The organism is Micromonospora sp. PTRAS2 (assembly GCF_054052245.1).
Genome location: NZ_JBSWBU010000001.1, coordinates 822,512 through 848,213, shown reverse-complemented (window position 1 = coordinate 848,213; position 25,702 = coordinate 822,512). Strand labels below are relative to the sequence as shown.

Genomic DNA, 25,702 nt, shown 5'->3' with positions numbered 1-25,702 from the left:
CGGCCCGACGTCACAGCGAGGTGACCATGAGCCAGATGCCAGCGGCGGTCTCGATCCGGGAGGTCGGGCCGCGCGACGGACTCCAGAACGAGGAGCCCATCCCGACCGAGGCCAAGGTGCGGTTGATCGACGCGCTCTCCGGCACCGGCGTGCACCGCATCGAGGCGGTGTCGTTCGTGCACCCCAAGGCGATCCCGCAGATGGCCGACGCGGACGAGGTGTGGCGTCGGGCGGCGAAGGTCGACGGGGTGCGCTACTCGGCGCTGGTGCCGAACACCCGGGGCGCGCAGCGGGCCCTGGCGGCCGGGTTCACCGAGATCGAGGTGGTGGTCTCGGCCAGCGACACGCACAATCGGCGCAACGTCAACCGGTCCACCGCCGAGTCGCTCGACGACATCGCCGAGCTGATCGACCTGCTGCACGGTGCCGGGGCAACCGCCGAGGTGATCGTGGCGACCAGCTTCGGCTGCCCGTACGAGGGGGACGTCGACCCGGCGCGGGTCGCCGGCATCGTCGACCGCGTGGTCCGCGACGGCGCGGACCGGGTCGCGTTCGGTGACACCACGGGCATGGGCACGCCGCGCCGGGTCCGCGAGCTGATCAGCGCGGTACGCGACCGCAACGCGCACGTCCCCGTGCTGCTGCACTTCCACAACACCCGGGGCACGGCGCTGGCCAACCTGCTGACGGCCCTGGAGCTGGGGGTGACCGAGTTCGACGCCAGCGTCGGCGGCCTCGGCGGCTGCCCGTACGCGCCGGGGGCCAGCGGCAACCTGGCCACCGAGGAGGCGGTGCACATGCTGCACGACATGGGCATCGACACCGGCATCGACCTGGCGGCCCTCGTCGAGGTGGCGGAGCTGGCCGAGGAGCTGCTCGGCAAGAAGCTCCCCTCCGGCGTCCTGCGGGCGGGCCCGCGCACCCGGCTGACCCCCCTGCCGGCCTGACCGACCGGGAGACGCGGCCCTGCCGGGCCGGGTGCGACGGGCCAAGAGGCGGCAGGGCCGGGCGCGACGGGCCAGGAGTCGGCAGGGCCTGCTGGACGCGGCGGAGGGGCCGGCGGTGTGCCGGCCCCTCCGGTGTTTCCGCTCGGTCAGCCCACCGGGGCGAGCGCGGCGGGCCAGCTGTCGCGGAAGACGGCTGCCCCGCTGCTGTCCGTGCCCCGCTCGGTGGCGCTGAGCGTGCCGGCGAACAGGCTGGTCACCCGGCTCGCCTCGGCGCTGCTCGGGTACGGGTTGGTGCAGCTCGTGCCGGCGCTGCCGCCGGACATGAGGATCGCGCAGTTGCCGTTGTAGTTGTCGGGCAGGCCGAGGATGTGCCCGATCTCGTGGGTCATGATCCGCAGCGGGCTGTACTGGGCGGCCTGCTGGGTGTCGATGTAGACCCGCCCGTTGCCGAGGCTGGTCCGCACGGCGTACGAGCCGCCGCCGGTGATCTGGTAGATCCGGAGGTTGGTGCCGCAGTTCGCCGTGAGCGTCAGGTTCGACGTGGCGTTGTTCCAGATCGTGGCGGCCTGGTTGGCGATGCTGGCGTAGCTCGGGGCCTGGCTGGTGTTGTAGCAGATGGTCATGGCAGCGGACGCGGGCGACGGGTTGGCGAGGGTGACGCCGAGGGTCGCACCGGCCGTCGCGACCATCGCGACCAGGGTCCGGCTGATTCGTGAGGCCATCGCTGACTCCAATCCGGGAGGGGGTGTCGGGAGCCTAACGAGAACCATCTACACATTTCAATATGTTGATCACGATCACTCGATTCGTGGCGCGTCGGGCGTTCGGTCCGCCCCGGGGTCGCCGATCGGGTGGCGAGTGGGATACCCTAACGATCGTTCAGGGTGGTCGGCGTGCCCGTGCGGCGGGCCGGCACGGTGGCGGCAATGGGGAGTCGGCGTGACGCTCGACGGTGAGGCACTGGAGCAGCTGCGCAAGCGCGCCCGGGCCGGCGGTGCGGACAAATACCACGCGGCCAACGCGGCCAAGGGCAAGCTCTTCGCCCGCGAACGGGTGGCGCTCCTGGTCGACGAGGGCTCGTTCGTCGAGGACGGCCTCTACGCCAACGCCCTGGCCGACGGCCTGCCCGCCGACGGCGTCGTCACCGGCACCGCCACCATCGACGGCCGGCCGGTCTGCCTGATGGCCAACGACTCCACGGTCAAGGCGGGCAGCTGGGGCGCGCGTACCGTCGAAAAGATCATCCGGATCATCGAGCGGGCCTACTCGACCGGCGTGCCGATGGTCTACCTGGTCGACTCGGCCGGCGCGCGGATCACCGACCAGGTCGACCTGTTCCCCGGCCGGCGCGGTGCCGGGAAGATCTTCTGGAACCAGGTCCGCGCCTCCGGCTCGATCCCGCAGGTGTGCGCCCTGTTCGGGCCGAGCGCGGCCGGCGGGGCCTACATCCCGGCGTTCTGCGACGTGGTGGCGATGGTCGACGGCAACGCCAGCATGTATCTCGGCTCCGACCGGATGGTCGAGATGGTGACCGGCGAGAAGACCACCCTGGAGGCGATGGGCGGGGCGCGGGTGCACTGCGCCGAGTCCGGCGTCGGGCACTTCCTCTGCAAGACCGAGGCCGAGGCGCTCGACGTGGTCCGCCGCTACCTGTCCTACCTGCCGGCCAACTGGACCCAGCCGCCGCCGGCCGCCGAGGCGACGCCCGCGCCGGCCAAGGCCGACCTGGCCGCGCTGGTGCCGGCCAGCGAGCGGCAGGCGTTCGACATGCGCCGGTACGTCAAGGGCCTGCTCGACGACGGCAGCTTCTTCGAGATCCAGGCGCTCTGGGCCAGGGAGCTGACCATCGGCTTCGGCCGGCTCGACGGCGAGGTCGTCGGCGTCGTCGGCAACAACTCGATGTTCAAGGGCGGCGTGCTCTTCGTCGACTCGGCCGACAAGGCGACCCGGTTCGTGCAGCTCTGCGACGCGTTCAACGTGCCGCTGCTGTTCCTGTCCGACGTGCCCGGGTTCATGGTGGGCAGCGCGGTGGAGAAGCAGGGCATCATCCGGCACGGGGCCAAGATGATCACGGCGATCTCCGAGGCGACGGTGCCGAAGATCTGCGTGGTGGTCCGCAAGGCGTACGGCGCGGGCCTCTACGCGATGGCCGGCCCCGGCTTCGAGCCCGACGCGACGATCGCCCTGCCCACCGCGAAGATCGCGGTGATGGGTGCGGAGGCCGCCGTCAACGCCGTCTACGCCAACAAGATCGCGGCCATCGCCGACGAGGCGGAACGGGCCGCCTTCGTCGCCGCCAAGCGCGCCGAGTACGAGCGCGACATCGACGTCGTCCGCCTGGCCAGCGAGCTGGTGGTCGACACGATCGTCGAGCCGCACGACCTGCGCGCCGAGCTGGTCCGCCGGTACGCCGCCGCCCGCACGAAGGACCGGCACTTCTCCCGCCGCCGGCACGGCGTCACCCCGGTCTGACCCGCCGCGCCGGGGCCAGCACCACCACCGCGACCCCGGGCCACCACCGCGACGCCCCCACCAGCACAGCGACGGCCACCACCGACGGCCACCACCGCTACCCAGGACCACCCACCCCGTCGGCGTCACGAGCGTCCGACGGAGGACTGCGTACAGGAGGAACCGATGGACTTCCGGCTCACCGAGGAGCAAGAGGCGCTGCGGTCCAGCGTGCGGGACTTCGCCCGCGAGGTGGTCGCCCCGGTCATCGCCGAGCACTACGAGAAGCACACCTTCCCGTACGAGGTGATCCGGCAGATGGGCAAGATGGGCCTGTTCGGCCTGCCCTTCCCCGAGGAGCACGGCGGCATGGGCGGCGACTACTTCGCGCTCTGCCTGGCCCTGGAGGAGTTGGCGCGGGTCGACTCCAGCGTGGCGATCACCCTGGAGGCGGCCGTCTCCCTCGGCGCGATGCCGATCTTCCGCTTCGGCACGGCCGAGCAGCGGGAGCGGTGGCTGCCGAGGCTGCTCAGCGGCGAGGCGCTGGCCGGCTTCGGCCTCACCGAGCCCGGCACCGGGTCGGACGCGGGCGGCACCCAGACCCGGGCCATCCTCGACGAGTCCACCGACGAGTGGGTGATCAACGGCTCGAAGGCGTTCATCACCAACTCGGGCACCGACATCACCGCCCTCGTGACGGTCACCGCCGTCACGGGCACCCGGCCGGACGGGTCGAAGGAGCTGTCCACGATCATCGTCCCGTCGGGCACCCCCGGGTTCACGGTCGCGCCGGGCTACTCGAAGGTCGGCTGGACCGCCTCGGACACCCACGAGCTGACCTTCGACGACTGCCGGGTGCCGGCGGCCAACCTGCTCGGCGAGCGGGGCCGGGGCTTCGCCCAGTTCCTGCGCATCCTCGACGAGGGTCGCATCGCCATCGCCGCCCTGGCCGTCGGCCTCGCCCAGGGCTGCGTCGACGAGTCGATCAAGTATGCGAGCCAGCGCCAGGCGTTCGGCCAGCCGATCGGCAACTACCAGGCCATCCAGTTCAAGATCGCCGACATGGAGCTGAAGGCGCACACCGCCCGCCTGGCCTACTACGACGCCGCCGCCCGGATGCTGGCCGGCGAGCCGTTCAAGCGGCAGGCGGCGATCGCCAAGCTGCACGCCAGCACGGTCGCCGTGGACAACGCCCGCGAGGCGACCCAGATCCACGGCGGCTACGGCTTCATGAACGAGTACCCGGTGGCCCGGTTCTGGCGCGACTCGAAGATCCTGGAGATCGGCGAGGGCACCAGCGAGGTCCAGCGCATGATCATCGCCCGCGACCTCGGCCTGTGAAAGGAAGGGCCCCCTATTAACGCCTGAGGTAGAGAAGGGTCCCCTTCTCACGCCGGTAAACTCCCGCGTGCAGCGCTGTCGGATATTTGTGCCGGTCAGCGTCGGCAGGGCGACGGTTGGCTGACGACAGTCAGACCCGATCCGTACCCTTCCTGCCCATGGCTCCCGATCATGACCGTCCGCCGGGCGCGGACGGTCGTACCGGATTGTCCGCCCTGCTGCGCGCGCACCGGCACGCCGCCGGCCTCACCCAGGCCGAGCTGGCCGCCCGCGCCGGGGTCGGGGTGCGGACGGTCCGCGACCTGGAGCGGGGCCGGTCCGCGCGGCCGCAGCGGACCACCATCGACCTGCTGGCCGGTGCCCTCGGCCTCGCCGGGCCCGTCCGCGGGGCGTTCGTCGCCGTCGCCCGCGGGACGGCCCCGGCCGACCCCGCCCGCGCGGCCGACGAACCACCCGCCGCCCCGCCGCCGTCGGTTCCCCACCCGGTCGGTGCCGGGCCGCCGTCGGCCGCCCACCCCGGGGGTACGCCGATCGCGCTCCCGCCGCCCGTCGAGCTGATCGGCCGGGAGCGGGACGTCGCCGAACTCGTCGAGCTGCTCACCGCCGACCACGGCCCGCCCGTGGTCAGCCTGGTCGGGCTGGCCGGGGTGGGCAAGACGGCGCTGGCCCTGGCGGTCGCCCACGCCGTGGCTGGGCGGTCGCCGGGCGAGGTCGCCGGGGTGCTCGTCGGGGAGGGCTCGGACCCGGCCGACGTGCTCTCCGCCGCGGCGGCGGCCTTCGGCGCGGCCCGCGCGTCCGACCTCGCGGTGCGACTGGCCGCCCGTCCGGCGCTGCTGCTGATCGACGCGGTGGAGCGGGCGCCCGACCCGGTGGCCGGGGCGCTGCACCGGCTCGCGGGGGCGGTGCCCACGCTGCGGGTGCTGGTCACCGGGCGGCACCCGGTCGGTGTGCCCGGCGAGCGCGTCTGGCCCGTACCGCCGCTGGACGTGCCGCCGCCCGAGCTGGACCCGGCCGGGCCGGCCGTCCTGGCCGGCTACCCGGCGGTGGCGCTGTTCACGGCGCGGCTGGCCCGGGTGCGGCGGGAGCCGCCGGACCCGGCCGAGCTGCCGGCCCTCGCCGCGCTGGCCCGCCGGCTGGGTGGGCTGCCCCTCGCCATCGAGCTGATGGCCGCCCGGGGGCGAATCCTCGACCTCAACGAGCTGCTCGACCGGTACGGCGACCGCGTCCTCGACCTCGCTACCTCGCCGGCCCAGCGGCCCGGGCCCGGGTGGACGCCGGGGGGTGGGGCGACGGTCACCCTGCGGGACGCGGTGGCCGCCAGCTACCGCCTCCTCGCCCCGGACGAGCGGGCCGCCCTGCGTCGGCTCTCCGTGTTCCGCAACCGGTGGTCCGTGGAGCTGGCCGAGGAGATGCTGGCCGACGATGCCGACCCGGAGGGCACGGTCTCGATCGACCCGGTGCCGCTGCTGGACCGGTTGCTCCAGCTCGGCCTGCTGAGCGTCCGGGGGACCGGTCCGTTCCGGTTCCGGCTGCTCGACGCGGTGCGGGAGTTCGCCGCCGAGCAGGCCATCGGCGCCGGGGAACGGTGCGACGTCCGGCGGCGGCACGCGGAGGTCTTCGCGCGGCTGGTGGCCCGGACGGCCCCCGACCTGGCCGGCCCGCAGCTGACCTCGGCGGTGCGCCGGCTGGACGAGGCGACCGCCGACATCACCGCCGCGCTGGCCCACGCCGCTGTCGACGACCCGTCGACAGCGCTCCGGCTGGCCGTCGGGCTGGCCCGCTGGTGGCGGTTCCGGGGCCGGGACGTCGTCGGGCGGCAGTGGCTGCGGCGGCTGCTGGCCGACCCGCGCACCGCCGCCGCCGATCCGGGGCTGCGCGCCCGGGCGGTGCTGGGCGCGGCCCGGCTCGCCGTCGAGCACGGCGCGGCGGAGCAGGAGCTGCCGGCGGCCCGGGACGCCTGGGCCATCCTGCACCGGGCCGGTGACGTGGCCGGGGAGCTGGAGGCGCGGGCGGTGCTCTGCGCGCTGCTGGGCGCGACCGGGGGGCACGACGAGGCGCGCGACCAGGCCGCCGCCGTCCTCGTCCTGGCCACCCGGCACGGGCGGCTGCGCGACATGGCCGTGGCGCAGCACAGCCTCGCCTGGCACGACGTCCGGGTGGGCGACCTGGCCGGGGCGCGGCGTCGCCTGGCCGCCATGGACCGGCTGGCCGCCCAGTCCGGCGAGCGGCGGCTGCGCGTGTTGGCCCGGGCCGACCTGGCCGAGGTCACCCGGCTGGAGGGCCGGTACGCCGACGCCGTGGAGCAGGGTCGCCGGGTGGCCGCCGGGCTGGTGGAGGTCGGCGACCCGGGGCACCGTCGGCGGGCCCTCGGCACGATCGGCCTGGCGCTGGCCCAGGACGGGCGTCCCGACGAGGCGGCCGAGGTGCTGGCGGGTCTGCGCACCTGCGCGGCCGGTGACGCGGCGCTCGGTGCCGAGCCGCTGCGCGGCCGGCCGGGGGAGGCCCGGTTCGAGGACGGGATCTGCGCGCTCATCGAGGCGAACATCGCCCTGCACCGGGCCGACGGTGAGCTGGCGGCCGAGTGGTTCGCCGCCGCAGCGGAGGGGACCGTCGCCGGTCAGGACCGGCGGGACCTGGTGGAGGCGCTCGTCGGGCTCGCGGCGAGCACCCGGGACGCGGGCGTGCTCGACCGCCTCGACGCCGCCTGTCGGCAGAACGGGATCAGCCTGCTGCCCCGGGAGGATGCGCTGCTGGCACCGCTGCGGCGGCCCGGCCGACCCGAGTCGACCGGGCGTGCCCGGGAATGTTGACGCGGGGGCGGCGCGAGCGAAGAAGCCCCCTGGTTTTACCCCTCGCTCATCGCTCGCGCCGGCACCCCCCGGTGCGCCCCCGCTGGGAGAACAGTAGCCACCCTCGGCGGTGTGACTTGTCTGCTTAATCCGGTTTGTTGTCGGCGGGTGGGCGGTTCTGCCGGTCTTTCTGCCGGTGCCTCCGGCCCGTCCGCCGGGCGGTCAGGAGGAGGCGGCTTCCGTCGGGACCGGGTCGGTGCTGCCGGCGGTCGCGCCCGGATGCACCGCATCGCGTACGCGGCGCAGGCCGTGGAGGAGGGTGCGCAGCTCCTCCGGCTCCAGCTGGCCGATGAACCACTCCTCGATGATCCGCAGGTGCCCGGGGAGGGTCTGGTCCAGCCGCTGCAACCCGGCGGCGGTGACCACCGCGTACGAGCTGCGCCGGTCGGACGGGCAGGCCCGGCGGCAGAGCAGGCCGTCGCGTTCCATCCGGTCCACCACCCGGGTCACCCCGCTGGTGGAGAGCGAGGTCTGCGCGGCCAGGTCGGTCATGCGCAGCTGGTTGCCCGGCGAGCGGGCGAGGCGGGTGAGCACCTCGAACTCGACCGGAGAGAGCCCGTGCTCCTCGTACTGGGCGGCGAACCGGGCCGACAGCCCGGCGTGCGCCTCGACGAGGAGACCGACGGCGGTGATCCGGGGGTCGTCGAACACGTTCTGGTCCACGAGTTCATCATAGCAATACTTGACACACGGAATATTGCTCTGTCTATAGTTGCTCGGTCAGTCGTTGGGCCACTGAACAATCTCTCCTGGAGGGCAGCACCATGACCAGCAGCAACGGATCGGTTACCCGCGAGTGGGAGGGCCTCACGATCCCGGCGGCCGGCACCTATCTGCTGGACGTCGCCCACAAGCGGGTCGGGTTCGTCGCCCGGCACATGATGGTCAGCAAGGTGCGCGGTGAGTTCGCCGACGCGACCGCCACCATCACCATCGCCGAGGACCCGATGCAGTCCTCGGTCTCCGCGACCATCCAGGCCGCCAGCATCAGCACCGCCCAGGCCGACCGGGACGGCCACCTGCGCAGCCCCGAGTTCCTGGACACCGAGGCCTTCCCGACCCTGGAGTACCGCAGCACGGGCGTGAAGTCCCGGGACGGCAACGAGTTCGTCCTCACCGGTGAGCTGACCATCAAGGGCGTGACGCGTCCGGTGGAGCTGGAGGTCGAGTTCGAGGGCGTGGGCCGCAGCCCGTTCGGCCAGGACATCTTCGGCTTCTCCGCCAGCACCGAGATCGACCGCGAGGACTTCGGCCTCACCTGGAACGTCGCCCTGGAGACCGGCGGCGTGCTGGTCGGCAAGAAGATCAAGATCGAGATCGAGGGCGAGGGCGTCCGCCAGGCCTGACCGCCCCGCTCCACGAGACCCGGGCCCGCGTCGCACCAGTCGACGCGGGCCCGCGGCCGTTCCGCCGGAGTCCCTTCGGCGGGAGCGTGCGAATTGTCACGGTCGGCCCCTTCGCGGGGGCGGTGGCGCGCGCCCCCACCTGGGTAGAGAGGCGGTCGGGAGCGCGTTCCAGGCCGGTCGCGGTCGCCGCAGAGGTGACCGTCCGGCGTCGGCCCCTGGCCCGGCGCGGGGGGTGCTTTTACCGTAGAAGGTTCACAATGTGCGCTGCGGGCGGCAGGCCCCGCCGCGCCTCGCGCCGGGAGGACACATGGGCAGGGACGTCGAGCAGGGCGCCTTCTCCCGAGAGGACAGGCTCCACTACCGGCAGAAGGTCCGGAGGTGCCTGGACGTCTTCGCGTTGATGCTGGACGACTTCGGCTTCGACGCCGACCGGCCAATGACCGGGCTGGAGATCGAGCTCAACCTGATGGACCCGGCCGCCGAGCCGGCGATGCGCAACGACGAGATCCTCGCGGACATCGCCGACCCGCTCTTCCAGACCGAGTTGGGGCGGTTCAACCTGGAGCTGAACGCCGAGCCCCGGCTCATCGAGGGCGCCGGCTTCGCCGACTACGAGCGTGACCTGCGCAGCAGCCTGGACCGGGCCGACGCGCGGGCGGCGTCGTCCGACGCGCGGATCGTCCTGGTCGGCATCCTGCCCACACTGACCGAGCGGCACCTGGTGGCCGACAACCTCTCCACCGCCGCCCGGTACCGGGTGCTCAACGACCAGATCGTCGGTGCCCGGGGCGAGGACATCGAGCTGGACATCCGCGGCGTCGAGCGGCTCCGGACGCACACCGACTCCATCGCGCCGGAGGCCGCCTGCACGAGCCTCCAGTTCCACCTCCAGGTCGCCCCGGACAGCTTCGCCGACTACTGGAACGCCTCCCAGGCCATCGCGGGCGTCCAGGTGGCCGTCGGGGCGAACTCCCCCTACCTGTACGGCCGGCAGCTCTGGGCCGAGACCCGGATCGCCCTGTTCCAGCAGGCCACCGACACCCGCCCCGACGAGCTGAAGGCCCAGGGCGTACGCCCCCGGGTCTGGTTCGGCGAGCGCTGGATCACGTCGATCTTCGACCTGTTCGAGGAGAACGTCCGCTACTTCCCGCCGCTGCTGCCGATCTGCGAGGACGAGGACCCGGTCGAGGTCCTGCACGCCGGGGGCGTGCCCGAGCTGGCGGAACTCCGGCTGCACAACGGCACGGTCTACCGCTGGAACCGGCCCGTCTACGACATCATGAACGGCCGGCCCCACCTGCGCGTGGAGAACCGGGTGCTGCCCGCCGGCCCGACCGTGGTCGACATGCTCGCGAACGCCGCCTTCTACTTCGGCCTCGCGCGGGGCCTGGCCGAGGCGGACCGGCCGATCTGGAGCCAGCTCACCTTCAGCTCCGCCGAGGAGAACTTCCACGCCGCCGCCCGGCGCGGGATGGACGCCGTCCTGCACTGGCCGCGCCTCGGGGACGTGCCGGTGACCAAGCTGGTGCTCGACACCCTGCTGCCGACGGCGGCCACCGGGCTGGACCGCTTCGGCGTCGCGCCCGCCGAGCGGGACCGCCTGCTCGGCATCATCGAGCAGCGCTGCCGCACCGGCCGCAACGGCGCGGTCTGGCAGACCGAGACGGTCTGGGCGGCCGAGCACCACCGGGGCCTGGAACGCGACGCGGCCCTGCACCACATGGTGCAGCGCTACGCGGAGTTGCAGCGGAAGAACGAACCGGTGCATACCTGGCCGGTCGACTGACCGACCCACCACCTCGCCGGCGGCCGGACCACCACCCCGCCGGCACAAGGTTGATCACGCCGGCTGGTCGGCCTCCGTGTCGACCAGCCGGGCCGGCCCGGGGCCGGTCGTCGCGGTCGCCTCCCCGGCCTCACCGGCCTCCCCGGCCTTTCCGGCGGCACCGGAGCGCTGCCGGGGCAGCACGGCCGGCGCGGCGGAGCCGCGTCCGCCCGTCGTCGGCTTCGAGGACCCGGCCGCCTGCCCCGCGAGGTCGCGCCCGGCGCTCCGGCGGGTCGCGGAGCGCTGGGCGAGCGCCGCCGTCAGCACCGATCCGGCGAAACCCACCACCACGGCGTACGGGGCGACCAGGTGCGCCGACACCTGCTCCCGGCCGAGCGTGCTCAGGCCGGGCACGACCAGCAGGTACGCCAGCGCGACGAGGACCGGCCCGGCCCCGCCGGAGGCCGCCGCCCCGAGCCGGTGCTCCGCCGACCGGGCGGCACGCCGCGCGCCCAGCGCCCCGATCAGCAGCGCCGAGCCGAGCGCCAGCGACGCGCCGGGCCAGTAGAACCAGTCCCGGATCCAGAAGTCGGGCCGGTCGGCGCTGAGCTGCCAGATCCCGAGCTGGGCGGTGGTCAGCCCGCGCCCGGCGAGCACCCCGTCCACCACGGCGACCACGGCGAGAAGCCAGAGCCAGCCGGCGGTAGCGATCACGTTGGCCGCCGCAGCGGGCGAGCGCAGCGCCCAGACCGCCACGAGCAGCCCGAGGAACAGGCCGATTCCGGCGTACCCGGCGGCCATGGCCTGCGGTGCGGCGACGCCGGGCACGTCCGCCATCCGTGCCGGCACGGCCACCAGCAGCACGGTGACCAGCGCGCCGACCGCAGCGGCCAGCGCCAGCACGAGCGCTCCCGCCGGCCGGGGCGGGCCGGTCGGCCCCGGCCCGGCGACCGGGTCGACGGCGTCGGCCACGTCGGGTCCCGGGTCGGCCACCTCCGGTCCCGGGTCGGCCACCTCCGGTCCCGGGTCGGCCACCTCCGGCCCGCGGGCGGCGGCCGGTGCCGGGGCGACCGAATCCGTAGCGGCGGCCGGTGCCGGGGTGCCCGGCGCCGGAGCCGGCTCCGGGACGGCCGGCTCGGCGGTGGCAGTGGGCTCGGCAGTGGCAGTGGCAGTGGGCTCCGCGGTAGCGGTCGGCTGGGCAGCGGCGGTGGGCTCCGCATCGGTCGTGACCCCGTCCGGGGCGGTCGCGGCCCGGTCTGCTGACCGGGCGACGGGACGCCGTAGCCGCTGGGCGCAGACCGCGCCCGCGATCGTCGAGGTGGCCGAGATCCAGGTCGCCCACGCGAGGCTCGCCACCCACGCCGCCTCGCCCGCGTCGACGCCCGACGCCGACCAGTTGATGATGCCCAGCCCGTAGCCGAAGCCCAATTGGGCGGCGCCCGCGCCGGCAGCGACACCGATCGCGGTGGCGATCGATCCTCCCCAGCCCCGTCTGGCCATGCCGGGCAGCGTAACGCCCCTGGGGCGGCCCGGCGAGTCGTGGCGGGGAACCCGCGCCGGGGTGCCTGGCGTGCCCCCGGTACGGTCGCCGGTGATGAGGTGGTGGGCGCTGTGACGGACGGGAACACCGTGGGGGAGGCGTACCCCGACGAGGCCGACGCGACCGGCTCGGGCCGGTCGGCCAAGCTGCTGGGCGGCGGCCTGGCCGTCGCGCTCCTCGCGCTGGCCGGCGCGGCCGGTGGCTGGCTGCTGGCCGGTGAGGACGACCCGTCGCCCGGCCTCCCGGCCGCGCAGCCCGACGTCTCGGCCACGGCACCCCCCTCCGAGGCCCCGTCGTCGCCGGCCCGGACGACCGCTCCGGCGACCCGGACCACCGCGCCCACCCGCTCCACCGGGCTGACCGTCCCGCCCGTGGTGGGCACGGACTTCGAGGACGCGCGGGACGAGCTGCGGGACCTGCGGCTGGGCTGGCGGTTGGTCTTCGGCGCGGAGTCGGGGCGGGACGTGCGGCGCGCCGACCCGCCCGTCGGCTCCCCCGTGTCGCGGGGGACGACCGTCGCGCTGTACGTCGCCGGGCCCGCACCCGAGGTCAGCGTCCCCGACCTGGTCGGCGACGACTGCGACGACGCGGCCGAGGACCTGGTCGAGGAGGGCCTCTACCCCGGCTATCCGACGGGCCGGACCGGCGTCGTCACGGCCCAGGCGCCGGCGGCCGACAGCACGGCGCACTGGAACGACAAGGTGGCTCTGACCTGCGGCGAGGAGCCCGGCGAGCCGAGCGCGGAGCCGCCGCCCACGCCGTGACGGCGGCTCGCCGCGCCGGTCCCGGCCGCGCTGGCCCACAGCGGTTAGCGTGGATGGGAGGGCCAGCCGCCCCGCCCGGTGTGGGAGAGGACGTGCCATGAGCGACGACCGCCAGGACCCGCCCCCCGACGACGCCGGTGACCAGACCCGGCCGCTGCCGAAGCCCGGTGACGACGACCGGCCGAAGCCGGCCGGCGGGCAGGTGTGGTCCGGTCGGGCCGGGGTGCCGCCGCCCCGACCGGCGGAGTACGGGCCCCCGACCGGCGAGTGGTACGCCGAGGAGCAGCCCGGCCGGCGCTGGTGGACGCCGATCCTGCTCGGTGTCGTGGCGCTGCTGCTGCTCGGCCTGCTGGGCGTCGGCTTCTGGCTGGCCCAGTCGTCCGGCGACGGCACCGGTCCCGAGGAGACGCCGTCGGCGGGCCCGACCTCGGCACCGGCGACGACCGGGGCACCGACGACCGAGGCGACGACCGGTGGGCCGTCCCCCACCCCGACGACGCCGCCGGCCACGACCCCGGCCGGGGTGCCGATGCCGCCGCTGGTGGGGCTGCCCCGGGCGACGGCCGAGCGGATCCTGGACCGGCTCGGGGTCGACCACCGCGTCGAGACCCGTGAGTCCGACCGGCCGGCCGGCACGGTGCTGGAGACCGACCCGGAGGCGGGGACGCTGGTGCCGGCCGGCGATCAGGTCATCCTGGTGGTCGCGGCGGCACCGGCACCGACGAGCAGCGCGGCGGCCCCGACGACCCCGGCGACCCCGACCCCCTGACGGCGGATCCGGTCGTCACGCCCGGCACCGGGTTCGGTCACCGCGCTTCGCGCCCGACGCCGGTCACCACATGCGGCGTCTGGTGCCGACCAGGCCCAGCCCGGCCAGGGAGATGGCGAGCCCGAGGAGACCGGACCAGAACAGGGAGCGGCTCGTCTCGTCCCGCTGGGAGGTGGGCCCCGCCGCGGCCCGCCCGGCCTCGACCACCGGGTCCGTTCCGGCGCCGGCCCCCGCGCCGGCCGGTGGACCGGTCGGCACGCCCGCCGCGTCCGCTCCCGCACCGACGGGGCCCGGGACGGCCGGTGGATCCGCCGGGGCGGCCCAGTCGGGCTCCGGCTCCTCGTCGACGACGGTGATCTCCGGCGCGGGGACCGGCGCGGCCAGCTCGGTGGCCGACAGGGTCGGGTAGCGGACCACCACCCCGAGGGTGGTGGCGGCGCCGAGGAGCGCCAGCAGCCCGAAGGCGTAGATCGTACGGGACCTGTGGTGCCGCCGCGCGGCGGGCAGTATGACCATGACCATCCCAGGTTCAGGGTCCGGGACGCGCGGGGTGGAGACGTTCGCCGGGGTGGGCGTACCGATTCTATGGCGGTGGCACGCCCACCGGGACGGGTTTCGGCTGGTCAGCCGACCCGGGCGGGGGTACGCACCACGGGGCGGCGCTGCCGGACGGGGACGGTGCGCTGCCGGGGTTGGGCGGCGGCCCGAAGCTGGCGCAGGCCTGCGGCCTGCACGTAGATCGAACGCCGGCTGACCGCGTCCCCCGCCGCGTTCAGCTCGTAGCCTTCGAGCCACATCCAACCGTCGTAGGTGGGCCAGTCGAGCACCCGGATCACGCGGAACATGATCGGCTTGAGGAACTGGACACTCGCCGCGCGCGTCACGTGCAGCACGTCACCTGAGCGGGGAAGCACAGAGTTCTCCTGGGGAGATCGGCCGGCGGGCACGCCGGTGGCTGGTGTTTCGGGGGATGTCTCGCCTGGTGACGGGGTTGTGCCTCGTGAACCGGCGGCGCTGGTGATGCTGGTCGGGTCGGGCGCGTTGGTGGCGTGCCCGCACCCGACCAGCACCCCGCCGCTCCCGGTCGTCGCGCCCGCCACCACAGTCACCCTGACGTGCGGCAGCGGGGTCCTCGCCCGGAGCGGATCTTGTCGTGCGGTGCCGGGCTGGTATCCCTCGACCGGACGCCCACCCGTCGGCGGATCGTCCCTTTCCGGCGGCCGACCGGAACGGTGAGTGATTCGAGCCCTACGGACAGATTGCATGAGTGTCGTGCTTCATGCAAGTTGCATGTCGACTTTTGCCGATACGTGAGCGGCTCGCGGAAATAGACGCTTGATGCCGCTGTCCCCGGACCGGCACACTGGACGCCGGTTCCGCCCGTCGCGGCCGGTCGACGACCGGCACCATCACCCCTGCCGCGAACGCTCGCCCGCCGTTCCGACGGTCGCGCCCCCGGCGGGCGTCGACCCCAGGCGCGACCGACCGGAGGTAACCGGGTGAGGGCGAGCAGCGAGCGATTCGGCCCAGTGGGCCGCCGGGGGGCGTCGTGAGCGAGCGGCGCAGCCCGACCATCCGCCGTCGCCGGCTCGGCGCCGAACTGCGCCGGCACCGCGACGCCGCGCGCATCACCATCGAGGCGGTGGCCGAACGGCTGGAGTGCTCGGCGTCGAAGATCTCCAGGATCGAGACCGGCCACACCACCGCCACCCCGCGCGACGTCCGCGACATGCTGCTGATCTACGGAGTGTCCGGCGCGGAGAGCGACGAGCTGGTGCAGATCGCCCGGGAGGCCCGGCAGAAGGGCTGGTGGCACCCCTACAGCACCGTGCTGGTCGGGGCCTACGTCGGGCTGGAGTCGGCCGCCAGCTCCATCCGGCAGTACGAGCAGCAGGTCGTCCCGGGCCTGCTGGAGACCGAGGAATACGCCTCGGCGATGATCCGCGCCGCCCGGCCGGACTTCACCACCGAACAGGTTCAGCAACGGGTGCGTGTCCGACTGGGCCGTCAGTCGTTGTTGACCCAGGACGATCCGGTCGATCTGTGGGTGGTGCTCGATGAGGCGGTGCTGAGCCGGCCGGTGGGCGGCGACGCGGTGATGCGTGGCCAGCTCAAGCGGCTGGTGGAGGTGGCGGAGCTGCCGAACGTGACGCTCCAGATCCTGCCGTTCTCGGTCGGAGCGCACGCCGGCATGGACGGCACCTTCACCATCCTCAGCTTCCCAGAAGCCAATGATCCGGATGTCGTGTACGCGGAGAACGCCACGGGTGGGCTCTTCCTGGAGAAGAGCGACGAGCTACAGAAGTACAGCTTCATCTTCGATCATGTTCGAGCAGCAGCCATGCGCCCGGAGGAATCCATCGCACAAATCGCAAAACTGGCAGAGGAGCCGTTGTGGAAATGGCGACCAAGGGGTTCCGTGGGGACCTGACGCGGGCGACGTGGTTCAAGAGCTCGAAGAGCGGGCCGAACTGTGACAACTGCGTGGAGGTGGCGTACGTGACCGGGGCGGTCGGGGTGCGGGACTCGAAGGACAAGAGCGGTCCCAACCTGGTCTTCGCTCCGGCAGGCTGGCACGCCTTCGTCGCCGGGGCCAGGGACGGCGCGTTCCTCCGGGACTGATCGCTGACCCCTAGACACGACGGGCGTGACCCCTTCCGGCAGCGTGGCCGGGGCGGGGGTCGCGCCCGTCGCGTTTCCACCGCCGACCCGGGTCGTTGAACCCGTCGGGACGGCGCTGGTCGACGACCCGGACCAGCTACCGGAACGGCAACGGCCACCCGGATCGGCACCCGAGCGAGGCAGGCGAGACGATGACGACGATCGGTTCAGAGAACCTCACCAACGGTCCGGGCAAGCCGGAGCGGTTCGGCGGGAAATACCGCGGGGCCCGCCGGGACACCGTCCTGACGGAGGTCGTCTCCACCGATTCCGAGATCGGCAGCCGGGACGACGGACCGACCGCCCTCGACCAGGCCGTCCCGCCGCTGTCGCTGCCGTCGCTGGACCCGAACCCGCTGACCGAGCCGTCGTTCCCGCCGTCGGGCTGGTCGGCCGGCCCGTCGGCCACCGACTCCCTGGTCGACCACCCGCTGCTGCGCGGGCTGCTGCTGGAGCTGCCACCCAAGGGCAGCGTGCCGCCGCCCGGCTGGCTGGACCGCTGGTTCGAGGCGACCCGGGCGATCCTGGAACTGCTATACGTGCAGGGCGGCGCTGGCCGCTCGCGCTGACCCGGGCTGCCGGGTCACCGCCCGCTCGGCGAGGCGGCTGTGGCGCAGCGCCTGGCGTACCCCGATCGCGGCGACGCCCAGCGCGGCCACGGTGACGGCGGCGCCGGTGGTGCCGGGCCCGGCGAAGAGGTCGAGGCCGCTGGCCGACAGCACCCCCGGCACGGTGGCCAGGCCGGTGGCCTGGAGCGGCAGGCCGATCAGCGGATGCGCCGCGGCGGCCCGCAGCCCGTGCGGGGCCGGCGTCTCCGGCGCGGCGGCGAACGCCCCCGCACCGGCCCACAGCCGGCGCACCCGGCGGGCCGTGACGACCGCCACCAGCAGCGCGGGGGCGGCGGCCAGTGCCAGGCCGGCGGCGGCCCGGTCGATCGTGCCGGTGCCGGCGCTGGTCAGCCCGGCGGCGAGCACGGCCGCCGTCAGGCCGAGGCCGGTCACCGTCAGGGCGAACAACCATCCGGTACGCCGCCGCAGCGCGCGGGCGCGGTGCGGCCGGGGCAGCCGCTCGGCTAGGAGACCCGCGGCCAGCCACACGCCGGCGATCGGCAACAGCACGATGAGATGCCCGTCCATGCCGTCAGCCTTGCCCAGTTCGACGCCCGCCGAATCCGGGTCGGCCCCCTGTTCGTCCCGCAGGCCCGTCCCGTAGGGGTCGCGCGGGCGGCCTAGACGGCGAAGGTGGCGGGGCGCTCGGTGGCCGGGGTCGGCGGCTTCGCCTTCCACAGGCCGGTCTTCTGCGCCGCCAGCCGGGCCAGGTATGCCGGGTTGAGGATGACGTACCGCCGCCAGAGGCGCTTCGGCTCCAGGCCGAGCCGCCAGAACCACTCCAGGCCGGCCCGCTGCATCCACGGCGGCGGGTTGCGCAGCAGCCCCGCATGGTAGTCGAAGGCCGCCCCGACGGCCATCATCGGCATGTCCAGCAACGGGCGCATCGCGTACGTGAAGATCTCCTGCCGGGGGCAGCCGAGCCCCACCAGGACGAGCCGGGCCCCGCTGGACCGGATCCGGTCGGCGATCTCGGCGTCCTCGCCGGGCTGCACGGCGCGGAACTTCGACGGCTCCACCCCGGCGATCTTCAGCGCCGGGAACATCCGCTCCAGGGCGGGGATCAGCCGCGCCAGCGTCTCCTCCGTCGAGCCGTACAGGTAGACCGGCAGGCCCTCCTCGGCGAAGCGGCGCAGCACGTGCAGGGTCAGCAGCGGGCCGTAGACCCGGTCGGCCAGGTTGGCGTGGTGCAGCAGGTTGAGCGCCCAGCGCACCGGCTGCCCGTCCGGGGTGACCACGTCGAACGAGTTGAGCCGGGCGTTGTGGGCCGGGTCGAGCACCCCGGTCATCACCCCGTGCACGGCGAGCGCGGTGAGCGCCAGCGGACGCCGCTCGTGCGCCGCCGCCACCACCCGCTCGGTCGCGGTGGCGTAGTCGGTGGCGTCGACGAGGACGCCGAGAACGTTGCGCTTGCTGCCGTCGGTCATGCCCCGGGCACCCACTTGTCCACGTTGGCCTCGTAGATCTCGCGCATGATCATCGGCACGTCGTAGACCTGCTTCCAGTCCGGGTAGTCGGCCTGGAACGCCTCGTTGGAGCCGATCCACCACTTGTGGTCGCCGATCCGGTTCGCCTCGACGTACTCGGTGATCATCTCCTGGCCGGTGATCTGCTCGGCCAGGGCGAACGCCTCCCGGTTGGAGGTGTTGGAGTGCCGGCCGCCGCCGAGGTTGTAGACGGCCGCCGAGCGCGGGTTGCGGAAGAACGCCTCGAACGCCGACACCACGTCCGAGCTGTGGATCGCGTCCCGGACCTGCTTGCCCTGGTAGCCGAAGATCTTGTACGTCCGGCGCTCCATGTTCGCGCGCATCACGTACCCGAGGAAGCCGTGCAGCTCGGTCGCGGAGTGCGCCGGGCCGGTCAGCGTGCCGCCCCGGAAGCAGGCGGTGCGCATCCCGAAGTAGCGGCCGTATTCCTGCACCATCACGTCGGCGGCGACCTTCGACGCGCCGAAGACCGAGTGCAGGCAGGCGTCGATCGACATGTCCTCGCGGATGCCCTGCGCGTACGGGTGCCCCGGCTCGATCTCCCAGCGGGACTCCAGCTCGACCAGCGGGAGGCTGTTGGGGCGGTCGCCGTACACCTTGTTGGTCGAGCAGTGGATCACCGGCGCCTCGATGCAGTGCTCGCGCACGTTCTGCAGCACGTTGAGTGTGCCGCCGGCGTTGACGTCGAAGTCGGTGAACGGGTCGCGCACCGCCCAGTCGTGCGAGGGCTGCGCGGCGGTGTGGATCACCACGGCGATGTCGCGGCCGTACCGGGCGAAGAGCTTCGCCAGCGAGTCGCGGTCGCGGATGTCGATGCTGTGGTGCGCGTACGCCCCGCCGAGCTCCTCGGCCAGCCGCCGGACGTTCCACGCGGTCGACGCCTCGGCGCCGAAGAACTCCTGCCGCATGTCGTTGTCGATGCCGACGACGTCGAGGCCGAGGCCGGCGAAGTGCCGGACCGCCTCGGAACCGATCAGGCCGCCCGACCCGGTCACCAACGCGACACTCACACGCCACTCCTGGTCCATCGGAGGCAGGGAAACGATCGGAGCATAGCGTGACGTCCGGCACCCACCGGATGGGACGCCGGGCCCCACGGAACGGCGAAAGGGCCCCGCGTTCCGCGGAGCCCTCGCTCTGGTGGGGAAGGGGGGAGTTGAACCCCCACGCCCTTTCGGGCACACGGACCTGAACCGTGCGCGTCTGCCATTCCGCCACTTCCCCGTGGCCTGACCCGGAACACTTTAACCTGCCCCGGATCCGCTGTCCCCAGCGGCCCGGCACATCCTACAGCGTCCCTGGCCTGCGCCGCGACCGGTTACCGTTCGTGGCGGACGAAACTGTAGCACGGGGGAAAGGGCCCGTTCGAACGGGCCGGTGACGGCCGGCCGAGCGGCGTGTGAGCTGCGCGCGCGCCGGCCGGATACCATCATGTCCTCGGGACCCGAGGAGGAGCCGGTGAGCGTGCTGCAACGCTTCGAGAAGCGTCTGGAAGGCCTGGTGGAGGGAGCCTTCGCCAAGGTCTTCAAAGGGGTGGTCCACCCCGTGGAGATCCTCAACGCCATGCAGCGGGAGGCCGAGGCGCACAAGGCGATCCTGGCCGGCGGGCGCACGTTGGTGCCCAACCGCTACGTGATCGATCTCTCGCCCTACGACCACAACCGCCTGGCGCCGTACGCCGCCGCCCTGGCCCAGGAGCTGGCCCAGTCGCAGGCGGAGTTCATCGGCGAGCAGGCCTGGACGGTCTACGGCGACGTGATCGTCGAGATCGAGCGCGGCGAGGGCCTCGACACCGGCATGTTCCGGGTCACCGCCGAGGTCTACACCGGCGGCGACGTGGCACCGGTCTCCGCGCCGGGCTACGACCAGGGCGGCTACGACGCCGGCCCCGCCTATCCGGCGTACGACCAGGGCGGCGGCTACGGTCCCCCGCCGGGGCACGGCGGTGGGCGCAACGTCCGGCTGGTCTCCGGCGACGGCCGCACCTACCCGCTCCAGATGGGCTCGACCGTGATCGGCCGGGGCGACCAGGCCAACCTGCGCCTGCCCGACGTCGGGATCTCCCGCCGACACGCCCGGCTGGACTTCGACGGTGGTCAGGTCGTGCTGACCGACCTCGGCTCGACCAACGGCACGATGGTCAACGGCCAGCGGGTCTCCGCCGTCGCGCTCAACCCCGGCGACATGATCCAGCTCGGCACCACCACCCTGACCTTCCGCGTGGACGGCTGATCCGCCTTGCCGGAACTCGTCATCACCGTCGCCCGGTTCGGGTTCCTGATCCTGCTGTGGATCTTCGTCTTCACGGTGGTCGGCGTCATCCGCCGGGACCTGTTCGCCGGCGCCCGGTCGGGCCGGCTGGTGGCCGCGCCCCGGGCCGTGGGCGCCTCGACCGGCCAGCCGCAGGCCAAGCCGGCCAAGGCGAAGCGGGGCAGGGCCGCGCACCAGCTGGTGGTGACCGCCGGTCAGCTCGCCGGCACCCGGATCACCCTGGGCGAGGCGCAGATCACCATCGGTCGGGCCGAGGATTCGACCCTCGTCATCACCGACGACTACGCGTCGGCGCGACACGCCCGGCTCGTGCCCCGCGACGGGCAGTGGTTCGTCGAGGACCTCGGATCGACTAACGGCACCTACCTCGATCGCGCTAAGGTCACCGGACCAACCCCCGTCCCCCTCGGCGTGCCGATCCGCATCGGGCGCACCTCTCTCGAATTACGGCCATGACTCTGACCCTGCGCTATGCGGCCCACAGCGACCGCGGTCTGATCCGAGACGGTAACCAGGATTCCGTCTACGCCGGGCCGCGGCTTCTCGCCGTCGCCGACGGCATGGGCGGCATGGCCGCCGGTGACGTCGCCAGCAACATCGTCATCGGTGCCATGGCGCCGCTCGACGAGGACGTCCCCGGTGACGCCCTGGTCGACGCGTTGCGTTCGGCCGTGGGCACCGCCAACCAGCAGCTCCGCGACACCGTGGACGCCAACCCGCAGTTGGAGGGGATGGGCACCACGCTGACCGCGACCCTCTTCTCCGGCACCAAGCTCGGCATGGTCCACATCGGCGACTCGCGGGCCTATCTCCTGCGCAACGGCGAGTTCGCGCAGATCACCAAGGACGACACCTACGTCCAGATGCTCGTCGACGAGGGCCGGATCAGCGCCGAGGAGGCGAGCAGCCACCCCCAGCGCTCGCTGCTCACCCGGGCGCTCGACGGCCGCGACATCGACCCGGAATACAGCGTCCGGCAGGTGCTCCCCGGCGACCGCTACCTGATCTGCAGCGACGGCCTCTCCGGCGTGGTGAGCGCCGAGACCATCGCCGACACCATGCGGGAATACACCGACCCCCAGCAGTGCGTCGAGCGGCTCGTCCAGCTCGCGCTGCGCGGCGGCGGCCCGGACAACATCACGGTGATCATCGCCGACGCCACCGACCGGGACATCGTCGAGGCGAGCCCGATCGTCGGCGGCGCCGCCGCCCGGGACCGGGGCATGGCCACCTCCGCCGACGTCTCCACCCCCGCCGCCCGCGCCTCCGCGCTCTCCGCCCCCCGGCCGCCCGCCCCCGAGGAGCCGGCCGACGACGACGGCGACGACGACCGCCCGAAGCGCCGCCCGCTGCGCACCGCGGCGATGACCCTCGCCCTGCTGGTCATCCTCGGCGGCGCGCTGCTCGGCGGATGGACGTACACGCAGCGGCAGTACTACGTGGGCGCCACCGAGGACGGCCGGGTGGCCGTGTTCCGGGGCGTGCAGGGGCAGATCGCCGGCCTCGACCTCTCCGCCGAGCACTCCGTCAGCCCCGCCCGGCTCGACGACCTCACCCTCGCCGCGCAGGAGCAGGTCAAGCAGGGCATCCCGGCCCGCGACGAGCCCGACGCCGAGCGCCGGCTGGCCGAGCTGACCAGCGACGACCCGCTGAACCCCAACCTGAAGCCGATCTGCCAGCCGACCCCGACGCCGACCCCCGAGGCGACGACGCCGGAGCCCACGAGGTCCCCGGTCAAGCCGGGGGCGACCCGCACGGCCTCCGGCAGCGCCCGACCCGTCGACACCCCGACCCCCGCGCCCACCGAGACGCCCGACGTGCTGCCCTCCGACACGGTTCCGCCGGCCGACCCGGCCGGGTGCCGGTCGCCGGAGTGAGCGTCGGCTGAGAAACCTGAGGACACCTCCGTGACCGCAGCCGCCGCACCGGCCGCCTCGCCCGCAACGACGGGCGAGCAGCCCGGCGTACGCCTGGCCCGGTCGCGGCGCAACGCCGAACTGTCGTTGCTGCTGCTGGCCCTGGTGATCGTCGCCGCGTACGGCGCGACGGTGGAGGCGACCGTGCTCGACACGGTCACCCCGGACTTCTGGGTCCCCACCGCCGTGCTGGCGGGCGTCTTCCTCGCCCTGCACGTCGTCATCCGGTACCTGGCCCCCTACGCCGACCCGGCCCTGCTGCCGGCGGTGGCGCTGCTCAACGGCATCGGGGTGGGCTTCCTGCGCCGGCTCGACCTGGCCCGGGCCGCCCCCGCCGACCGGGAGTCGCTGGCGATCTTCGCCGGCAACGGCGGTCGCCAGTTCGCCTGGACGCTGGCGTCGGTGATGCTCGCCGCCGGCCTGCTGGCGCTGATGCGCGACCACCGGTCGGTCTCCCGGTACGCCTACACGCTGGGGCTCGCCGGCATCGTGCTGGTGATGATCCCGGCGGTGCTGCCGGCGAAATACTCGGAGATCTACGGCGCGAAGCTGTGGATCATCGTGCCCGGGGTGGGGCAGATCCAGCCGGGTGAGTTCGCCAAGCTCGCGCTGCTCGCCTTCTTCGCCTACTACCTGGTGCGCAAGCGCGAGGTGCTGTCGCTGGCCAGCCACCGGTTCCTCGGCATCGACTTCCCGCGCGGGCGGGACCTGGGGCCGGTGCTCGCGGTCTGGGCGCTGAGCGTGCTGGTGCTCGTCTTCGAGAAGGACCTGGGCACCTCGCTGCTCTACTTCGGCATGTTCGTGGTGACCCTCTACATCGCCACCGAACGGGTGAGCTGGCTGCTCATCGGCCTGATCCTGTTCTTCGGCGGCGCCTACCTCGCGTACGTGCTCGGCGGCGTCGTCGGCGGGCCGTTCGCCAACTTCCACCTGCGGGCCCAGATCTGGCTGGACCCGTTCGCCGACCCCTACCAGGACGGCTACCAGCTCGTCCAGGGCCTGCTGGCGCTGGGCAGCGGCGGCCTGTTCGGCGCGGGGCCGGGCGGCGGGGAGCCGCTGGAGATCCCCGAGGTGCAGAACGACTTCATCTTCGCCGGCATCGGCGAGGAGATCGGGCTGTTCGGCCTCTCCGCGCTGCTGGTGGTCTACCTGCTCATCGTGGAGCGGGGCCTGCGGGCCGCGCTCGCCGTGCGGGACTCGTTCGGCAAGCTGCTCGCCGGGGGCCTCGCCTTCACCCTCGGCCTGCAGGTCTTCGTGATCGTCGGCGGGATCAGCAAGCTCATCCCGCTGACCGGTCAGACCACCCCGTTCCTCTCCGCCGGTGGCTCGTCGCTGATGGCGAACTGGCTGCTCATCGCGGTGCTGCTGCGGGTCTCCGACGCGGCCCGCCGCCCGGTGACCGGTGGTGGTGGCCCGGCGGCCCGACCAGGGGGCGGCCCACCCGAGCAGTTGCACGGTGCCCCCACGGAGGTGATCCGGCCGTGAACGCACCCCTGCGCCGCGTCGGTGTCGTCGCGATGGTCCTGTTCGGTCTGCTTTTCGCGAACCTGAACTGGATCCAGGCCTACAAGGCCGACGAATACCGCAACAGCGACTACAACGGCCGGGTCCAGGTGGCCGAGTACGAGCGCAAGCGCGGCAACATCGAGGCCGGCGGCACGGCGCTCGCCACCAGCAAGGAGACGGGCGGCAAGCTGCGGTTCCTGCGCACCTACCCCGGCGGCGAGAAGTACGCGCACGTGCTCGGCTACAAGCCGGTCAACCTCGGCGACACCGGCATCGAGCGGGTCGAGAACGACTTCCTCGCCGGCACCAGCGACGCGCTGATCGCCAACCGGATCAAGGACATGTTCACCGGCGACGAGACGGGCGGCGGCAACGTGCTGCTGACCCTCTCCAAGCGGGCCCAGGACGCCGCGTTCAACGGGCTGTCCAACAACCAGGTCGGGGCGAAGAAGGGCGCGGCGATCGCGTTCGACCCGCGCACCGGCGCGGTGCAGGCGCTGGTCTCCATGCCCAGCTTCGACCCGAACCCGCTGGCCAGCCACGACACGGACGAGGCGACGGCGGCGTACAACAAGCTGGAGAGCGCCGAGGGCGGCCCGCTGAAGAACCGGGCGCTGTCGGAGGTGCTGCCCCCGGGCTCCACCTTCAAGATCGTGGTGGCCGCCGCCGCGCTGGAGAACGGCATCGGCAAGAACACCCAGATCTCGGCCGGCCCCAGCTACACCCCGCCGACCTCGGGCACCCCGATCCGCAACGCGGTGCCGTCGATCTGCCCGGAGTCCGAGGTCAGCCTGATCAGCGCGGTCACCGAGTCCTGCAACACGGGCTTCGCCAAGCTCGGCGTGGAGCTCGGCGCGGACACGGTGAAGGAGAAGGCCCGCCAGTTCGGCTTCGAGCAGGACGACCTGACCGTCGGCCAGCTGGGTGAGGGCGGGCTGCCGGTGGCGGCCAGCCGCACCGGGGCCATGCAGGGCCCCGACGGCAGCACCGACCCGGCCGCGCTGGCCCAGTCCTCCATCGGCCAGCGGGACGTCAAGATGACCCCGTTGCAGGGGGCCCTGATCGCCGGCGCGGTCGCCAACGGCGGCAGCCAGATGCGGCCCTACCTGGTGCGGCAGCTCCTCGCACCGGACCGCACCACCAGCTACTACACGGCCAAGCCGCGCGAGCTGCGCCAGCCGGTCAGCGGGCAGGTCGCGTCGGACCTGCGCGACATGATGGTGAGCGTGGTGGAGAACGGCACCGGCCGCAACGCGAAGTTCAACGGCTACACCGTCGGCGGCAAGACCGGCACGGCCCAGTCGGGCCCGCAGACCCCTGACCACGGCTGGTTCATCGGCTTCGCCCTGGACTCGAAGGGCACCCCGGTCTCCGCGGTCTGCGTGGTGCTGGAGGAGGCGGGCAGCGGCGGCAGCGCCGAGGCGGCCCGGATCGCCGGCAAGATCATGCAGGCGGCGGCCGCCGACTCCGGGGGGCGCTGA

General features: G+C 73.5%; 24 protein-coding genes and 1 tRNA gene. 16 read left to right on the top strand and 9 right to left on the bottom strand.

Annotated elements, in window-relative coordinates:
• Window positions 1–26 precede the first annotated feature (26 nt).
• Window positions 27–947: a hydroxymethylglutaryl-CoA lyase gene (locus ACVMYR_RS04075; RefSeq protein WP_077935413.1), complete on the top strand. Its 921-nt coding sequence runs from the start codon at window positions 27–29 to the stop codon at window positions 945–947.
• A gap of 146 nt (window positions 948–1,093) precedes the next feature.
• Here the strand turns inward: ACVMYR_RS04075 and ACVMYR_RS04070 are convergent, their stop codons facing one another.
• Window positions 1,094–1,669 (bottom strand): snapalysin family zinc-dependent metalloprotease, encoded by a 576-nt coding sequence (locus ACVMYR_RS04070; protein ID WP_396789231.1) that lies wholly within the window; start codon window positions 1,667–1,669, stop codon window positions 1,094–1,096.
• Window positions 1,670–1,886: 217 nt separating this feature from the next.
• On the opposite strand from ACVMYR_RS04070, the gene ACVMYR_RS04065 reads away from it, so the two are divergent.
• The 3 genes from ACVMYR_RS04065 (at window position 1,887) to ACVMYR_RS04055 (ending at window position 7,549) form a co-directional block, all read left to right on the top strand.
• Window positions 1,887–3,419, top strand: coding sequence for an acyl-CoA carboxylase subunit beta (locus tag ACVMYR_RS04065; RefSeq protein ID WP_396789232.1), 1,533 nt, complete (start codon window positions 1,887–1,889; stop codon window positions 3,417–3,419).
• Between the two features lie 165 nt (window positions 3,420–3,584).
• Entirely contained in the window at window positions 3,585–4,739 is a 1,155-nt protein-coding gene (locus ACVMYR_RS04060) for an acyl-CoA dehydrogenase family protein (RefSeq protein WP_457121126.1), read from the top strand.
• Window positions 4,740–4,897: 158 nt separating this feature from the next.
• Window positions 4,898–7,549: an ATP-binding protein gene (locus ACVMYR_RS04055; protein ID WP_457121125.1), complete on the top strand. Its 2,652-nt coding sequence runs from the start codon at window positions 4,898–4,900 to the stop codon at window positions 7,547–7,549.
• 201 nt (window positions 7,550–7,750) lie between these two features.
• Here ACVMYR_RS04055 and ACVMYR_RS04050 read toward each other — a convergent pair whose 3' ends face one another.
• Window positions 7,751–8,251 carry a MarR family winged helix-turn-helix transcriptional regulator gene (locus ACVMYR_RS04050; RefSeq protein WP_077935404.1) on the bottom strand — a complete coding sequence of 167 codons (501 nt, stop codon included), beginning with the start codon at window positions 8,249–8,251 and terminating at the stop codon, window positions 7,751–7,753.
• Window positions 8,252–8,352: 101 nt separating this feature from the next.
• Between ACVMYR_RS04050 and ACVMYR_RS04045 the strand changes: the two genes are divergently transcribed.
• Both ACVMYR_RS04045 and ACVMYR_RS04040 read left to right on the top strand, forming a co-directional pair.
• Window positions 8,353–8,934, top strand: a complete 582-nt coding sequence (locus ACVMYR_RS04045) for a YceI family protein (RefSeq protein ID WP_077935405.1) — start codon at window positions 8,353–8,355, stop codon at window positions 8,932–8,934.
• A gap of 307 nt (window positions 8,935–9,241) precedes the next feature.
• Complete coding sequence (locus ACVMYR_RS04040; protein WP_077935406.1) at window positions 9,242–10,720, top strand: glutamate--cysteine ligase; 1,479 nt, start codon at window positions 9,242–9,244, stop codon at window positions 10,718–10,720.
• 54 nt (window positions 10,721–10,774) lie between these two features.
• On the opposite strand, the gene ACVMYR_RS04035 is transcribed toward ACVMYR_RS04040, so the two are convergent.
• Entirely contained in the window at window positions 10,775–12,199 is a 1,425-nt protein-coding gene (locus tag ACVMYR_RS04035) for a hypothetical protein (RefSeq protein WP_457121124.1), read from the bottom strand.
• Between the two features lie 111 nt (window positions 12,200–12,310).
• Between ACVMYR_RS04035 and ACVMYR_RS04030 the strand changes: the two genes are divergently transcribed.
• A complete protein-coding gene (locus ACVMYR_RS04030) occupies window positions 12,311–13,003 on the top strand; it encodes a PASTA domain-containing protein (protein ID WP_363632146.1) in 693 nt (230 codons plus the stop codon).
• 97 nt (window positions 13,004–13,100) lie between these two features.
• A complete protein-coding gene (locus ACVMYR_RS04025) occupies window positions 13,101–13,772 on the top strand; it encodes a PASTA domain-containing protein (protein WP_457121123.1) in 672 nt (223 codons plus the stop codon).
• Between the two features lie 63 nt (window positions 13,773–13,835).
• On the opposite strand, the gene ACVMYR_RS04020 is transcribed toward ACVMYR_RS04025, so the two are convergent.
• Window positions 13,836–14,294: a hypothetical protein gene (locus ACVMYR_RS04020; protein ID WP_077935410.1), complete on the bottom strand. Its 459-nt coding sequence runs from the start codon at window positions 14,292–14,294 to the stop codon at window positions 13,836–13,838.
• 101 nt (window positions 14,295–14,395) lie between these two features.
• Window positions 14,396–14,686 (bottom strand): hypothetical protein, encoded by a 291-nt coding sequence (locus ACVMYR_RS04015; RefSeq protein WP_043961066.1) that lies wholly within the window; start codon window positions 14,684–14,686, stop codon window positions 14,396–14,398.
• Between the two features lie 635 nt (window positions 14,687–15,321).
• On the opposite strand from ACVMYR_RS04015, the gene ACVMYR_RS04010 reads away from it, so the two are divergent.
• The 3 genes from ACVMYR_RS04010 to ACVMYR_RS04000 all read left to right on the top strand — a co-directional run bounded on the left by ACVMYR_RS04010 (window position 15,322) and on the right by ACVMYR_RS04000 (window position 17,002).
• Entirely contained in the window at window positions 15,322–16,203 is an 882-nt protein-coding gene (locus ACVMYR_RS04010) for a helix-turn-helix domain-containing protein (RefSeq protein ID WP_077935411.1), read from the top strand.
• On the top strand, window positions 16,173–16,394 hold the full coding sequence (locus tag ACVMYR_RS04005) for a DUF397 domain-containing protein (RefSeq protein WP_043961068.1): 222 nt from the start codon (window positions 16,173–16,175) through the stop codon (window positions 16,392–16,394). Before ACVMYR_RS04010 ends, ACVMYR_RS04005 begins: the two co-directional genes overlap by 31 nt.
• A 191-nt stretch (window positions 16,395–16,585) precedes the next feature.
• Window positions 16,586–17,002: a hypothetical protein gene (locus ACVMYR_RS04000; protein ID WP_077935414.1), complete on the top strand. Its 417-nt coding sequence runs from the start codon at window positions 16,586–16,588 to the stop codon at window positions 17,000–17,002.
• Here ACVMYR_RS04000 and ACVMYR_RS03995 read toward each other — a convergent pair.
• From ACVMYR_RS03995 to ACVMYR_RS03980, 4 genes are all read right to left on the bottom strand, one after another.
• Window positions 16,967–17,569: a hypothetical protein gene (locus ACVMYR_RS03995; RefSeq protein ID WP_457121122.1), complete on the bottom strand. Its 603-nt coding sequence runs from the start codon at window positions 17,567–17,569 to the stop codon at window positions 16,967–16,969. The genes ACVMYR_RS04000 and ACVMYR_RS03995 overlap by 36 nt on opposite strands.
• A gap of 92 nt (window positions 17,570–17,661) precedes the next feature.
• On the bottom strand, window positions 17,662–18,468 hold the full coding sequence (locus tag ACVMYR_RS03990) for a WecB/TagA/CpsF family glycosyltransferase (RefSeq protein WP_077935415.1): 807 nt from the start codon (window positions 18,466–18,468) through the stop codon (window positions 17,662–17,664).
• Window positions 18,465–19,538 (bottom strand): NAD-dependent epimerase/dehydratase family protein, encoded by a 1,074-nt coding sequence (locus ACVMYR_RS03985; protein WP_457121121.1) that lies wholly within the window; start codon window positions 19,536–19,538, stop codon window positions 18,465–18,467. Before ACVMYR_RS03985 ends, ACVMYR_RS03990 begins: the two co-directional genes overlap by 4 nt.
• A 128-nt stretch (window positions 19,539–19,666) precedes the next feature.
• A tRNA-Leu gene (locus ACVMYR_RS03980) sits at window positions 19,667–19,752 on the bottom strand.
• A gap of 207 nt (window positions 19,753–19,959) precedes the next feature.
• On the opposite strand from ACVMYR_RS03980, the gene ACVMYR_RS03975 reads away from it, so the two are divergent.
• From ACVMYR_RS03975 to ACVMYR_RS03955, 5 genes are read left to right on the top strand one after another with little or no spacing between them, the layout of a single operon-like run.
• The gene (locus ACVMYR_RS03975; RefSeq protein ID WP_043961072.1) at window positions 19,960–20,760 is read left to right on the top strand and encodes an FhaA domain-containing protein; all 801 of its coding nucleotides are present in this window, start codon (window positions 19,960–19,962) and stop codon (window positions 20,758–20,760) included.
• Window positions 20,761–20,766: 6 nt separating this feature from the next.
• Complete coding sequence (locus ACVMYR_RS03970) at window positions 20,767–21,255, top strand: FHA domain-containing protein FhaB/FipA (RefSeq protein ID WP_074475676.1); 489 nt, start codon at window positions 20,767–20,769, stop codon at window positions 21,253–21,255.
• A complete protein-coding gene (locus ACVMYR_RS03965; protein WP_228986588.1) occupies window positions 21,252–22,676 on the top strand; it encodes a PP2C family protein-serine/threonine phosphatase in 1,425 nt (474 codons plus the stop codon). The genes ACVMYR_RS03970 and ACVMYR_RS03965 overlap by 4 nt, the downstream gene beginning before the upstream one ends.
• A 30-nt stretch (window positions 22,677–22,706) precedes the next feature.
• Window positions 22,707–24,200, top strand: coding sequence for an FtsW/RodA/SpoVE family cell cycle protein (locus tag ACVMYR_RS03960; protein ID WP_077935416.1), 1,494 nt, complete (start codon window positions 22,707–22,709; stop codon window positions 24,198–24,200).
• Window positions 24,197–25,702: a peptidoglycan D,D-transpeptidase FtsI family protein gene (locus ACVMYR_RS03955; protein ID WP_077935417.1), complete on the top strand. Its 1,506-nt coding sequence runs from the start codon at window positions 24,197–24,199 to the stop codon at window positions 25,700–25,702. Before ACVMYR_RS03960 ends, ACVMYR_RS03955 begins: the two co-directional genes overlap by 4 nt.

Coding starts and splice junctions, on each gene's coding strand:
- ACVMYR_RS04075 (WP_077935413.1), top strand. CDS start 27: ATGAGCCAGATGCCAGCGGCGGTCTCGATCCGGGAGGTCGGGCCGCGC.
- ACVMYR_RS04070 (WP_396789231.1), bottom strand. CDS start 1,669: ATGGCCTCACGAATCAGCCGGACCCTGGTCGCGATGGTCGCGACGGCC.
- ACVMYR_RS04060 (WP_457121126.1), top strand. CDS start 3,585: ATGGACTTCCGGCTCACCGAGGAGCAAGAGGCGCTGCGGTCCAGCGTG.
- ACVMYR_RS04055 (WP_457121125.1), top strand. CDS start 4,898: ATGGCTCCCGATCATGACCGTCCGCCGGGCGCGGACGGTCGTACCGGA.
- ACVMYR_RS04045 (WP_077935405.1), top strand. CDS start 8,353: ATGACCAGCAGCAACGGATCGGTTACCCGCGAGTGGGAGGGCCTCACG.
- ACVMYR_RS04040 (WP_077935406.1), top strand. CDS start 9,242: ATGGGCAGGGACGTCGAGCAGGGCGCCTTCTCCCGAGAGGACAGGCTC.
- ACVMYR_RS04035 (WP_457121124.1), bottom strand. CDS start 12,199: ATGGCCAGACGGGGCTGGGGAGGATCGATCGCCACCGCGATCGGTGTC.
- ACVMYR_RS04025 (WP_457121123.1), top strand. CDS start 13,101: ATGAGCGACGACCGCCAGGACCCGCCCCCCGACGACGCCGGTGACCAG.
- ACVMYR_RS04020 (WP_077935410.1), bottom strand. CDS start 14,294: ATGGTCATGGTCATACTGCCCGCCGCGCGGCGGCACCACAGGTCCCGT.
- ACVMYR_RS04005 (WP_043961068.1), top strand. CDS start 16,173: ATGGCGACCAAGGGGTTCCGTGGGGACCTGACGCGGGCGACGTGGTTC.
- ACVMYR_RS04000 (WP_077935414.1), top strand. CDS start 16,586: ATGACGACGATCGGTTCAGAGAACCTCACCAACGGTCCGGGCAAGCCG.
- ACVMYR_RS03995 (WP_457121122.1), bottom strand. CDS start 17,569: ATGGACGGGCATCTCATCGTGCTGTTGCCGATCGCCGGCGTGTGGCTG.
- ACVMYR_RS03990 (WP_077935415.1), bottom strand. CDS start 18,468: ATGACCGACGGCAGCAAGCGCAACGTTCTCGGCGTCCTCGTCGACGCC.
- ACVMYR_RS03975 (WP_043961072.1), top strand. CDS start 19,960: ATGTCCTCGGGACCCGAGGAGGAGCCGGTGAGCGTGCTGCAACGCTTC.
- ACVMYR_RS03965 (WP_228986588.1), top strand. CDS start 21,252: ATGACTCTGACCCTGCGCTATGCGGCCCACAGCGACCGCGGTCTGATC.